General features: G+C 38.4%; 11 protein-coding genes. 1 reads left to right on the forward strand and 10 read right to left on the reverse strand.

Going from position 1 to position 12,996, the window contains the following annotated elements; all coding sequences use genetic code 11:
* Positions 1 to 12 precede the first annotated feature (12 nt).
* The 3 genes from uvrB to AYS37_RS05600 are packed head-to-tail and all read right to left on the reverse strand — an operon-like array spanning position 13 to position 5,741.
* A complete protein-coding gene (gene uvrB / locus AYS37_RS05590; protein ID WP_000923857.1) occupies positions 13 to 1,989 on the reverse strand; it encodes an excinuclease ABC subunit UvrB in 1,977 nt (658 codons plus the stop codon).
* Between the two features lie 48 nt (positions 1,990 to 2,037).
* Complete coding sequence (locus tag AYS37_RS05595; protein WP_001108947.1) at positions 2,038 to 2,775, reverse strand: hypothetical protein; 738 nt, start codon at positions 2,773 to 2,775, stop codon at positions 2,038 to 2,040.
* The gene (locus AYS37_RS05600) at positions 2,772 to 5,741 is read right to left on the reverse strand and encodes a DUF3519 domain-containing protein (RefSeq protein ID WP_000775279.1); all 2,970 of its coding nucleotides are present in this window, start codon (positions 5,739 to 5,741) and stop codon (positions 2,772 to 2,774) included. Before AYS37_RS05600 ends, AYS37_RS05595 begins: the two co-directional genes overlap by 4 nt.
* On the opposite strand from AYS37_RS05600, the gene AYS37_RS08665 reads away from it, so the two are divergent.
* Positions 5,710 to 5,910 (forward strand): hypothetical protein, encoded by a 201-nt coding sequence (locus AYS37_RS08665; protein WP_080023698.1) that lies wholly within the window; start codon positions 5,710 to 5,712, stop codon positions 5,908 to 5,910. The genes AYS37_RS05600 and AYS37_RS08665 overlap by 32 nt on opposite strands.
* Before the next feature lie 238 nt (positions 5,911 to 6,148).
* On the opposite strand, the gene AYS37_RS05605 is transcribed toward AYS37_RS08665, so the two are convergent.
* From AYS37_RS05605 to AYS37_RS05635, 7 genes are all read right to left on the reverse strand, one after another.
* Complete coding sequence (locus AYS37_RS05605; RefSeq protein ID WP_000540111.1) at positions 6,149 to 6,919, reverse strand: HP1117 family Sel1-like repeat protein; 771 nt, start codon at positions 6,917 to 6,919, stop codon at positions 6,149 to 6,151.
* A 243-nt stretch (positions 6,920 to 7,162) separates the two neighbouring features.
* On the reverse strand, positions 7,163 to 8,866 hold the full coding sequence (gene ggt, locus AYS37_RS05610; RefSeq protein WP_001254493.1) for a gamma-glutamyltransferase: 1,704 nt from the start codon (positions 8,864 to 8,866) through the stop codon (positions 7,163 to 7,165).
* A gap of 176 nt (positions 8,867 to 9,042) precedes the next feature.
* Positions 9,043 to 10,863 carry a flagellar hook-associated protein FlgK gene (flgK, locus tag AYS37_RS05615; RefSeq protein WP_000508865.1) on the reverse strand — a complete coding sequence of 607 codons (1,821 nt, stop codon included), beginning with the start codon at positions 10,861 to 10,863 and terminating at the stop codon, positions 9,043 to 9,045.
* Position 10,864: 1 nt separating this feature from the next.
* A complete protein-coding gene (locus AYS37_RS05620) occupies positions 10,865 to 11,299 on the reverse strand; it encodes a hypothetical protein (RefSeq protein WP_000260886.1) in 435 nt (144 codons plus the stop codon).
* Between the two features lie 130 nt (positions 11,300 to 11,429).
* Positions 11,430 to 12,368 carry a DNA cytosine methyltransferase gene (locus AYS37_RS05625; protein WP_025445981.1) on the reverse strand — a complete coding sequence of 313 codons (939 nt, stop codon included), beginning with the start codon at positions 12,366 to 12,368 and terminating at the stop codon, positions 11,430 to 11,432.
* Between the two features lie 150 nt (positions 12,369 to 12,518).
* Positions 12,519 to 12,722, reverse strand: a complete 204-nt coding sequence (locus tag AYS37_RS05630) for a flagellar biosynthesis anti-sigma factor FlgM (RefSeq protein WP_001874695.1) — start codon at positions 12,720 to 12,722, stop codon at positions 12,519 to 12,521.
* A 63-nt stretch (positions 12,723 to 12,785) separates the two neighbouring features.
* Positions 12,786 to 12,992 carry a hypothetical protein gene (locus AYS37_RS05635; protein WP_001088955.1) on the reverse strand — a complete coding sequence of 69 codons (207 nt, stop codon included), beginning with the start codon at positions 12,990 to 12,992 and terminating at the stop codon, positions 12,786 to 12,788.
* Between the last annotated feature and the right edge of the window lie 4 nt (positions 12,993 to 12,996).

The following is a 12,996-nucleotide window of genomic DNA, read 5'->3' on the forward strand; positions in this document are numbered from 1 at the left end:
AAGCGATAGCGTTTAAAGCGTTCTTAATTGAGCGATTTCGTCTCTCAAACGCATCGCTTCTTCAAAATCCAAATTTTTCGCGCATTCTCGCATTTTTTTATCCAATTCTTTAATGATTTTTTCCCTTTCGCTTTTAGGCATTTTGTCCTTTTTTAAAGCTTTAGCGATTTTGATTTCATCGTCTCTTAATTTCAACTCCTCTTCTAAAGCGCGCGTAACGGTTTTAGGGGTGATGTTATGGATTTTATTGAACTCTTCTTGCTTAGTGCGCCTGTAACTCGTGATCTCAAAGGCTTTTTGCATGCTTTGAGTGATCTTTTTAGCGTATAATAAAACCTTGCCATTAGCGTTTCTAGCGGCTCGCCCCATGGTTTGAATGAGGCTTGTTTCGCTCCTTAAAAACCCCTCTTTATCCGCATCCATGATCGCTACTAAAGAGACTTCAGGCAAATCCAACCCCTCTCTTAAAAGATTGATCCCTATTAAAATGTCAAATTCTTTAAGCCTTAAAGAGCGGATAATGTGATTTCTTTCAATCGCATCAATTTCACTATGCATGTAACGCACCTTCAAGCCCCATTCAGCATAATATTTACACAATTCTTCTGCCATTTTCTTAGTGAGCGTGGTGATTAGCACCCTTTCACCTCTGGCCACCACTGACTTGATTTCATCAAATAAATCCTGGACTTGCTTATCGCTGTCTCGCACTTCAAATTTGGGGTCTAAAAGCCCTGTAGGGCGAATGATTTGCTCAGCGACATTCTTTTGAGAAAGCTCTAATTCGAGCTTATTGGGCGTAGCGGACACAAAAAGGAACTGGCAATTTTTATGGATAAATTCATCAAACTTTAAAGGGCGGTTGTCTAAAGCGCTAGGCAATCTAAAACCATATTCCACTAAAACGCTTTTCCTGCTCATATCCCCTGCATACATCCCTCCAAATTGCGGCAAACTCACATGGCTTTCATCCACAATGACTAAAAACTCCCGCTCAAATATCCCTAAATAATCAAACAAGCAAAAAGGCGTTTCGTTAGGGGCTTTACCCGTAAAATGGCGCGCGTAATTCTCAATGCCCTTACACACACCGGTCGCGCTAATCATTTCTAAATCATGCTCGGTGCGTTGTTTGAGGCGGTTGTATTCAAGCATTTTATCCTGCTCTTTAAAAAATTTCAATCTTAAAGCGAGTTCATCTTCAATGCTTTTAATGGCTGAATTCAACCTCTCACTCCCTACGGCAAACTGACTGGCCGCATAAAGCATGACAGAATCCAAGCGCTTGATTTCATTTCTTTCTAAAGCGTCAAAGACAGCAATCCTTTCTATCTCATCGCCAAAAAATTCAATCCTGATAAATTCAGCGTCATTATAAGCGGGGAAAATATCCACGCATTCCCCCGTCGCTCTAAAGCTCCCCCTATCAAACACCACTTCATTACGGCTATAACCCATTTCCACTAGCTTTAATAAAAAGCTCTTGTAAGCGCGCTTCTCGCCCACTTTGATTTTTTCCATGACTTTCAAATATTCTTCAGGGTTACCCAAACCATAATTAGCCGAAACGCTCGCTATCACGATCACATCATCATAACCTAAAAGCGAAGTGGTCGCGCTCAATCTCAAACGCTCCAAGTCATCGTTAATAGAGCTGTCTTTTTCAATGAATAAATCCCTTCTAGGGATATAGCTTTCAGGCTGGTAGTAATCAAAGTGGGAGATAAAATACTCCACCCTATTATGAGGGAAAAACGCCTTAAATTCGCTATAAAGCTGCGCGCATAAGGTCTTATTATGGCTCATGATCAAAGTGGGTTTATTGGTTTGAGCGATGATATTGGCCATCGTATAAGTCTTACCGCTCCCTGTAACCCCCACTAGAGTTTGATAATGGTTGTTATTTCTCAAGCTTTTTGTTAAAGCTTCTATGGCTTGGGGCTGATCGCCTGCTGGTGGATAAGGGCTTTTTAAATCAAATAAAAGCATCTTTAAACTCGCATTTTTTAGGGGTATTATAGTGGTTTTTAACAAGCCTTATTCAAACTCAAAAAAATCAATGTTTTGATAATGATCGGTCTTTTTCGCTTCGGTGATCTCGCTTGTAGCTTGTTGCTTTTCTTGCGTGATGTGGTTTAAAACTTCTTGCTTATTGGCGTTTATTTGCGTTGTAGCACTTTCTTTGGCTTCGTTAATGTTAGTTATCGCTTGCGTTTGATTGTTGCTTATTTCATTATTAGCGTTCGTTTTCGCTTCGGTGATCGCTTCAAGGCTTTGGGTTTTGTTTTCTGTGATTTGGTTGTTAGCGTTATCTCTGGCTTGGTTTAAAAAGATTTGATAGCTCGTTAAAAGTCTTGTCGTGGTTTCTATCAATTGATTTTCTAGCTTTTTAATTTCGCTTTTAATGTTCTCGGCGTTAGCGTTTAGGGTGTTGGTTACTTCTTGCTCGTTGCTTTTCATGCTCGTATTAAACTCGCTAAAAAAGCGCTCGTATTCTTTCATTTTGTTTTTTAAGCTCTCGCCGGCGTGATTAAGCCATTCAATGGAATTTCTCAAACTGCTATCAATCTCGTTCGCATTCTTGAAAAAATCCAAACTTAAAAGCACTTCTAAAATCCTAACAATCCCTTTAAGGCTTAATTCCACTTGCTCGGTGAAAAGCGCGTTACTATGTAAAGCGCTCTGTAATTGCTTTAAAAGCTCGTTAGTGATTTCTTTCACTTCTGGCTGTTCGGTGATTTCTAAAGCGCTGTTAGGCAAATTAGGATAATTCATTTTTTAGATCCTTGTAAAAACTTCTCATGGGCGTTAAACTTTTTTTCTAACTCTGGCAGTAGATCTAATAATTCACTGCTCTCCTTACTGCTTCTACCGCTTTCAATGCCGTATTTAATGAAATCAAATATATTTATTTGGCTAATAGGCTTACTCGTTCCTGTGAAAACATTGGATGCGTTTTCTATCATTTGTTCTTTAGCTTTTACTAAAAAGTTATAGAACTGCGCACTAGGATTTTCAAGGCGCAAAAAGCGCGCAAAGGAACTCCCTAATAATTGGCTTATTAGGCTATTGTAAGCGTCCTTATTTTCTTTAATGAAAGCATTCATGCCGTTTTCATCTGTGCTATTGACTAAGTAGTCAATGTCATGCGCTAACTTAGAAAAATTATCAAATCTGTTGCCGCTTTTAAGCATTTTAGCGGTAGTGTCTAGTGCATCGGTTAGATAAGGTGAAATCGTGAAATTTTTAATCATGGTATCGTTATTGAGATTATGAAAATTCGCGCTGTTATTGGCAAACATTTCCTTAAACGCTTTAAATTGTTCTCTGTCTAGGTTTTTATAAGCGTTATCAAACACTTCTAAAAAGCTGTTATTTGGGGTGTTTCTGGCGTAATGACTCAAAAGGCAAAGGTTAGCGTTTTCCACTTGATTAGCGCTTGGGTGTTTAGCGTCTCTTTCTAACACTCTTGCAACCTGATTGGCTAAATTCTCCACGCTGTCGCTTTCAAATTTATGCGGTAAATGTTTCAATTTGTCGTTATAACTGCTCATCGCACTCAAAAGCGTATCGCTAAAGCTGTTTATTCGGTTTTCGTTAGATTTGCTCGCTAATTTAAGGATCTCCTTGTCGTTTAATTCCTGCTCTGGCATGCGCACTAAAAGCTCATTAGGCTTTAAACTAATGTTGAAGTTCTGCTTAATCGCTTGTTCGTATTTTTTTCGGCTCTCTGCGGTGAAGTTCAGCATGCCTTGTATCCTGTGGTTGCCTGCGATAACTTGCCCGTCTGTTAAGATAATGGGCAAATCATCAAAACCCCCGCGCCCTACAATCAATTTAGGATCAAAGCGCTTGGCTATCTCTTCTACTTTCTTGCTATCCACTGCGGTGCGTGTTTGCGTGCCAGTGTTTTTGAAATTGGGCTTTAAATCGCTCTTATTGACGATCACAAACTTTAAGGGGTATATCTCGTCATCGTTTAAGCTAACGCTCGTTTTAGGGGCATTTTCTAGCTCTTTATAGGGTATATTTTCACTTTTGGCGATTTCTCTGTCTAATTCGCTTTTACCTAGCGTGGCGTTTTTTTGCGCTCTGATTTTATCTCTCAATTCGGCTTGTTCTTTATCTTTAATCTTTTGAGCACGTTCTTTTTCTGCTTTAGCTAATCTTTCGCTTTCTAGTTTCTTTTCCTTTTCTAGTTGGCTTTTTTCTAATATAGAAAGAGGCGTTTCTTGACTTGTTAGGCCTTCTTTAGTAGAATTGTTTTCATTAAGGTTTAAGGCACTATAGTTGCTATTGTCTTTGTAATCGTTAGAAAGTGGCGGTTTGGTTTCTAACTCCCTTAATACTTTTTCATCTCTCTCATAGCTAGTAACCACAAAATGATTATTTAGATTGTTATTATCCCATGTGTTTTTTAGCCCCACTCTTATGTTATTTAATTCCACGCTAATGCGCCCTAAATCGTCTTTAAATAACGTTCCGTTCTCAATGACTTCAGGGATAGATTTTAATAGCTCATCTGTTCTTTCTTTAATTTGCTCTGCATTTAATCCTAATCTTGTGTATTGTTTTTCTCTCTTTTCTAAGATGTGCGCTAATCCGTAGCCATCCTCTCCATCCTTGCCCCACACAAAATCAATCCCTCCTAAATCGTCCCTGTAAGCTGTGCCTGCAACTTGTCCGTTTTTCTCTTGCAATAGTTTCTCTAACGCTTCTTTTGGCTTTAAAGCAAACTCGGGGTAATTAGTGCCAAACTCTTTGAGTGGGGTTGTAGCGCGTTGTTCTTTAAGAAGCTTTTCGGCGTTGGCTTGCTCTAGTGGGCTTAAATTCTTAACTTCTTGTGTGGTTTCGTTTAAATTTTCGCTTGTTTTTAATAAATCCTCTTGATCTGTTAGCGGTTTTGGTGTATTATTCTCTGTAGCACCACTATAGGAACTCAACCTATGGCGCACCTTCGCATCAGCGTCGAGTGAGGTGCTTGAAAATTCTTTATAGACTTCATTATTTTTATAACTCCCATTGTTCTTATACATTGTTTTTAAAGCTAATTCATTTTTCTTATTGATCGCTTGTTCTACCACTACCGCATAGCCATTAACTTGTTTAAACGCCGTTATAGCTTCTTTATCGTATTTGTCTAAAGTCCTAATAATTGCATCAGCGTTATTAATGATATATCTATAATTCGCTATGTCTTCGTTCGTAACAGGGATTTCACCATTTTTAACATTAACAGAATTAACGCCATGCCTTTTAAGTATATGAGCGATAGCATCATGATCTAAACTCGCTCTTATGTTTTCAGGGTGCTTAAAGTTAGCGTCTTTTAAAAGCTCTAATTCTTTGTTAGAGGCTTTTTCTATAATCATTTTTTTGTTGTTTTTGTGTAAAAATTCAACGATTTCAGGGTTTAGGTTATTCACTCCAAAAGTGATCGCGTCTCTCCCGCTTGTAGGGATTTCTGTGTTATTTAATAACTCTTTGATCTGCTCGTTAGTGAGTTTTTGATTAGAAAAATCAAACGCTTTTGTTTTGATCTCTTCGCTCGCGCTTTTAACGCCATTAGTAAGCTCTTCAATGATTTTAAGCGTGTTGTTGCTAAATTTAGCGTTTTGGGCGCTTAGTTCTAAATTTTTACTAAAATCGCTTATAGAGTGGCTTCTCTCAAGCGCTCTTTTAATGTGATACTTTAAGGCCGCTCCTGCGGTGGCTTCGTTTAGGGCTTTAGGTAACTTCACTCCTAAAATGCGATCGGGTGCGTTCCTGTATAGTGTTCCTAGCGTGAATTTAGTCCATTGGTATTTTAACGCTCCGCTTAAAGTGGTCGCTAAACCTTGGCTTAAGTTTTTCGTAATAGCGGGTTTTAGGCTTTCGGCGATCTTAGCGTCGTTTTTAAAAAGCTTATGAAACCCGCTCGCTATTGTTTGGAGTTGGTAAATTTAGAGGTTTGTTAAGAGAATATTTAGGCGAGACAAACAAAGCAAGGTTATAGCAAGCAATGTTTTTTAGCTAAAGTTTTTGGTAGGAAGCCACTTAGTCATGAAAAATGCAATATCTTTAATCTATCGCTTCAAATCAATTGTTCAAAAAACGCATGCTACTTAAAATAAAACAAAAATCCTTGAATCAAGCCCAAGTTTGAGAGTTATCGGCTTGAAGTATTCTTTTTCTTACAATTTTTATCAATGTCAAAATCGCATGCTTTTTGCATGTATTCTTCAGCCTTTTTTTTATCTTTTTCTACGCCTAACCCATACTGATAAGACTCTGACAACCCTTCATAAGCTCTAGAAGAACTCATATCAGCCGCCATTTTATAATAGACAACAGCCTTATCTTTGTCTGGTTCAATACCCAACTGATCATTTCCGCTATAATAAATATCCCCTAAAAGGATATAAGCTTCTACATTACCCTTATGTATCGCTTTTCTAAAGCACTCTGTCGCTTTCACATAGTTGCTTGGAACGCCCCTACCCTCCATATACATGATGCCTAAGTTGATATAAGCGTTAGTATAGCCTTTCTCTGTAGCTATTCTAAAATACTCCACGGCTTTTTTTTCATCTTTAGGAACGCCCCTACCCTCTTTATACATCACGCCTAAATTGTTATACCCTCTAGGTATATCGTTATCAACCGCTTTTTGAAAATATTCAGCCGCTTTCTTGTAATCTTTAGGCACACCCCTACCATTTTCATACATGATCCCTAAAAGAACATAAGCAAGCGGCTCGCCATTTTTAATAGCGCTCTTATAAAAAGAAGCCGCTCGCTCATACTCCTTATTATTATAAGCTTCCTCCCCTTCATAAATGTAATTCCTTTTTTGTTCAAGGTGTTCTGCACCAAGAGCGCTAAATAAACATAAACTTGCCAAACAAATCTTCAAGGCTAATTTGCTTGCGTATCCCATTGTTACTCCTCTGCTTTAATAAGATCAAACATAATGTCAATAGCTACCAATCTTAAAAAAAGAAACTGCATGCGTTCTAGAACCAGCAAACATTCTCAAACTCCATTCTGCATACACCATTTTAGATCTAATATCATCTCTTGTAATGAGAAATTTTACACTATTTTTATGAATTTTAAAACTAAATTTAAGACTTTCTCGCTAAAAAAGTCCCCCTTCCCAAAAAAATAAGGCTAAATAGGATTAAAATTCTTTCCTTGGATCCGTTGAACCATAGAAAACGCTCCCCTTAGTTTTAGGTAAAACTTGGATCGCATTCACATCGCCCATGACCGGCTTAGTAACGATTTGATAGCCCATTTTAGTGAGGTTGTCTTTCACATCAGCGGGCATGCCAAACTTTTCAATCCTTAATTCATCAGGCAACCATTGCATGTGAAATCTTGGGGCTGAGACCGCTTCAGAAATATTCATGTTATAATCAATGACATTGGAAATCACTTGCAACACTGTAGTGATAATCCTAGACCCTCCAGGGCTTCCCACCACCAAAAAAACCTTATTGTTTTTCAACACAATCGTAGGCGACATGGAGCTTAAAGGGCGTTTATTGGCTTCAATCGCATTCGCATCGCCCCCTACTAAACCATAGAGATTAGGGTTTCCTGGTTTTATGGAAAAATCATCCATTTCATTGTTCAATAAAAATCCTGCCCCATCAATACTAGCAGCGCTCCCATAAGAAGCGTTAATGGTGTAAGTAACGCTGACTGCATTCCCCCACCTGTCCGCTACAGAATAATGCGTGGTGTTGCTCCCCTCATGCAACTGCCCCATTCCTGGTTTGATTTGAGAGCTTGGCGTGACCGTATCTGGCTGGATAGTGTCAAAAATCTTTTTGGCATACGCCTTATTAATCAATTTATCCACCGGCACCGAAACAAAATCAGAATCTCCCATATAAACCGATCTATCCGCATAAGCCTGACGCATCGCTTCTGCAGCGATATGGATATTCTTAGAAGCCCCATACCCAAGGGCGCTTAAATCCGCATTTTCCATGACATTTAAAATCTGGATCAAATGCGTACCTCCCGAACTTGGCGGCGACATAGAAATGATCTTATACCCACGATAACTCCCTACCACGGGTTTGCGCCATTTCACATTGTAACTGGCTAAATCCTCTTTAGTGATAATCCCCCCATTTTTTTTCATATCTTTCTCAATAAGCTCAGCGACTTGCCCTTGATAAAAGCCTTTAGCGCCTAGCGTTTTGATTTGATTCAAAGTCTTAGCTAGATCTTTTTGGACAAACAAATCCCCTTCTTGATAATCAAGATGCCCTTTTTTAAAAAAATACTTTTTGCTAGAACTGTATTTTAAAAACCGCTCCCTTGCTTCTTTTAGGGTTTCTGCTTGTCTTTGTGAAATCGCATAACCATTTTCAGCCAATTTAATGGCAGGATCAATGAGTTGCGATAGTTTTTTGGTGCCGTATTTTTTCAACATCGCTTCCATGCCCGCCACCGTTCCAGGAACCCCAGCCGCCAAATAGCCATCTTCGCTGAGTTTAGGGACTACATTGCCTTGCTTGTCTAAAAACATGTTTTTAGTGGCTTTTAAGGGGGCTTTTTCTCTAAAATCTAAGGCAACATTTTCACCATTAGCCAAATGGATAACCGCAAAACCGCCTCCACCAATATTGCCTGCTGCAGGATGGACGACCGCAAGAGCAAAGCCAATCGCTACCGCCGCATCAATCGCATTGCCTCCCTCTTCTAAAACCTTTTGCCCAATTTCAGTGGCTAGCGGGTGGCTAGAAAGGGCTAACCCTACTTTAGTGTTTTTAATGGGAGGGTAACTCGCCGCGCTCAAAGGGTTTAACAAACCCAAAGAGAGCGCTATCACGCCCAAGCCAATCGTCTTTAAAAAACTCCGTCTCATCTGTTTTCCTTTCAATCAACAATAATCGTTATTATAACACAAGCTTTACAAAACACCCTCTCGCTTATAGCTTATAATGGCTATTAAGCATTATCGTTAATGAGTTTTAAAATGAATAGAGTTTAAAAAATAAGTTTAATAAGGCTTGTTTGATAAAAACGCTATGGGTAGAAAACTTATTGTTTAATCCCCAATAAAGTGTCTATCATCCGATCAATAGCGCTAATGACTTTAGCGTTAGCGGCATAGCCGCTTTGAAACTTGATCAGATTCAGCATTTCTTCATCCACGCTCACTTGCGAAATAGAGAGTTGCTCTTTTTTAATGGTCTCTAACATGCTCTTTTTAGTGTCCAAAATACGCCCTGATTTTTCAGCGTCCGTGTTGATTTTACCGGTTAAAAATTGATAAAACTCGCTGATTTTCATTGGTTTAATATCAAACTTGTCGTTATAAAAATCCACGCTATCGTATTGCAATTGCTGCATCATGTTCGCCACATCAAAATTCCCGTTAATGGGGGCAAGCCATGGGCGGATAGTGGTAGGCTCTTTTTTATATTCTTTATTCAAGCTGATATTAGAAGCGTCATCGCCTTGAAAAAAAGGGTTGAGTTTTAACGCTCCCATAAAATTCGTGCCGTTATCTTTCATAGAAACAAATAACCCTTGCGAAGCGTTTTTAGGCTGGATAACAAACTTTTTAGTCTCATTGTTAAAGCTCGCTGTGAAATAATCATCAAAATCGTTTTCGGTGTTGTTGTCTTGATTGTCATCGGTGTTAGCGTTAATGGCTTGGATAATATCGTTCATGGTTGTAATGGGCGTGATAGCAATGGTTTTTCTGGCGATTTCTTTACCATCGGTGTTGTAAGCGATTAAATCAAACGAGCCGTTTTTGATATTGTAATTAGTGTCTTTAAAGGCTTCATCGCTATTAAACTCCACCGGCTCGCCCTCAATATGATGGCTCGTGCTTTGAGCGTAAATCGCATTCGTGGATTCTATCAAGCCCCTAGCAAAAGAATCCAACAAATCAATATAATCTTGTAATTTGCCTTTTAAAGTCCCATTAGAGCCGTCGTTATACACATTCAATAACGCCCCCACTTTCCCTTGATTGAGCTTGTCAGTAATATTAGTGAGCTTAAAATCATCGCTTTGAAAATAGATTTGGTTCAAACCCCCTTTATTTTCGGACTCTTTAACCATTAAAGGATGGAAAATAGAACCATCAATGATATTGAACCCATGCCCAATGTTAAGGTTATAGCTCTCATCAAAATCCGCTGAGTCTTTATCTGTAAGCGAATGAGTTTTAATGCTGCTTTTAAAAACATTCCCCCCTAAAAGCTCTCGCAAATGGAATTCTAACTCATCTCGCTTATCCCTTAATTCATTGGCATGCTTTAAACTCTTGTTGTTTTCCACTTCTTTAATGCGTTTGTTGATCTCAGCGATTTGAGAACCCAAGCTATTGACTTCTTTAATCACGCTTTTTAATTCTTCACTCGCCTTGTGCTGTAAGGTCGTTAATCTTTCTCTAGTGTCTTTAATGTTGTGCGTCAAAGCTTCTGTTTTTTGAGCGAGAGCCTGTTTTTGAGCGGAGTCTTTGGCGTTTTTAGACAATTCTTTCCATGAGTTAAAATAATCTTGCAAATCCGTAAAAAGGCTCGCTTCATCAATGTCCGGAAAATACGCGCTCGCTTCTTTTAAATGCGAAAACTCTGTATCGTAATAAGTGTTTTCGTAATTAGCCTTCGTGTAACGAGCAAAAACAAACTCATCATGCACCCTTTCAATGGCTTCTACATCCACGCCCATATTCACGTTTTTAGTGCCATACATATAGGCCGCTTGGGGCTTTGCAATCACGCGCTGACGGCTATAAAATTCATCGCTGGCATTAGAAATGTTATTCCCGGTAACATCCACCATGCTCTGATGGGCTTGCAGGCCCGTGTAAGAAGTGTTGAGTGAAGATAAGATTCCGCCCATTTTACGCCTGCACTCTTAAAAAATGACTCCCCACATGCCTAGAGCCTTTATAATCGCAAGTGTCATGGGGAATGATTTGTTGGATGAGCGAAGAATAAAACTCAGAAACCGCAAACGCCATGCGCGAATAAATCAAGTTTTTTTCTTTCAAAACAAGCAAGGACTCTCGCATTTGGTTTAAAAAATCGCTCGTTTTTTCGTCTAATAATTCACTCATTTCTTTATCAGGGAATTGATTTTTTAAAGACAACATTTGTGCATCTATATTCGCTTTTTCTTTCTCAAAAGCTTGAATCGCTAGCTGTTTTTGATGGTTTCTTTCAAAAATTTCGGTGTGTTTAGCGAGCTTGATGTCTCTTATATCGCACTCCGTTAAATCAATCAATTCTTTCAATTGGTTGAGCGCGTTTTCTAAATGAGAATGTAAAACGACCATAACAAATCCTTTAGCTCTTGTTTCAGCCGTATTCAAGCAAATACTATGCCATTTTTAGTTTTATTATAAAACTCAATTTCTTAAGGGGATAGGGGTATTTTGAAATCATTTTCCCCTTAAAGCTCCCTTATTAAATCGCTTTTAACATTTGCTGTGCGATTGCAGCAATCACATTCACGCTCATCGCATTCCCCGCTTGGGATAATAAATGGCTTTCTTTAAAGTTAGGATTATTTTTAATCTTAGCGATCAAATCCCTAGGAAATCCTTGCAAAAGCAAGCTTTCAACAGCGTTTAATCTTTTGATTTTGCCTTTTTGGGTATAAAACAAACCATGCCGAGAAGTCCTTAAAGTAGGAAAAACATTAAAATACAACCTTAAATCAGATTGTCTTGTGTCTAAAACGGCGTTTTCTAAAGTTAAGATATTCTCTAAAAAAACCCGGTTGTGGTTGTATGGGTTGTGCAAGTATCTTTGGAAAGTAGCGTTACTCACATCCAAATAGCATTCATTATCAGTGTCTAAAAAATTCTTAAAACAATAATCATTGGCTAAACCTAAAGGGAAATGAAATGGGTGTTTCAAATCCTTCCTAAACCCTACGATATAAAGGCGTTCCCTCTTTTGGGCTAATTGGAAATCAGCGCTGTTTAAAATTTGATAATGAGTTGTATAGCCCGCTTCTTGTAGGGCTTTGATAATGGTTTTAAAAGTTTCTTGTTGCTTATGACTAATCAAGCCCTTAACATTTTCAAGCAAGAAACATTTGGGCTGTTTGACTTTTAAGATACGAATAAGCCCATAAATAATCGTCCCTCTTTCATCTTCAAGCCCCTTCCTTTTGCCATTGATAGAAAAAGCTTGACAAGGAAACCCACTAATGAGCGCATCAAAATCGGGTAAATCATTAGGGTTGATTCGCATCAAATCCCCAAAATTATGGGTATCTTTAAAAAATAATTCATAAGTTCTAAGGGCTTCATGATTGATTTCTGCATGCCCTACGCATTTTAAATGGCATCGCTCCAAGCCCAAACGGCCTCCACCAATACCAGAGCAAAAATCCATAAAAGTTAAAATTTCCAATCAATCATTCCTGACACGCAATAAAAACACGCCCTATTTAAGAAAGCAACAAACTCATTTTAAAACATAAAGAAACTAAAATTTAATGAAAACAAAACGACTGCAAGAATAAACCCCCTAGAAATGAAGCCCCTAGCTTATCCCCAATAAATCCTGTGCCATTTTGTGAGAAGTCTCATGCAAGTTGATTTTATACTGGTTATTTTCAATCGCTTTCTTGATTTCAGCTACCCTATCAAGAGCGGCTTCACTATTTTCAACTTTTTCATTCTTTTCCACACGCTTGTAATTCCCCAAAGATTGCACCGGAGCAAGAGAAGAAACGGCATTGATCATTGTAAAATCCTTTAATTTAATATTCATTCCATTACAGCAAGTATCGGCAAAAAAGAAAAAAAGTTAATGGATTTTTGAAATCTGTTTTTGCAATTCCTTACCAAATTTCTTGGTGGTGGTGATGGGTTTTTTTCCGGTTTCTGCCACAGAGCCAAAAGATTGCGATTGCAAACTTTTAAACATAAAAAACATTAAAAAAATTAAAATATAACAAAATAAAAAAAAGCAAATGGTAGGGAATAGCCAATTTTTGAGGTTAGAACTATTCATGACC

Origin of the sequence: Helicobacter pylori NQ4053, assembly GCF_000274605.1 — a bacterium.
Classification (GTDB): domain Bacteria; phylum Campylobacterota; class Campylobacteria; order Campylobacterales; family Helicobacteraceae; genus Helicobacter; species Helicobacter pylori_CV.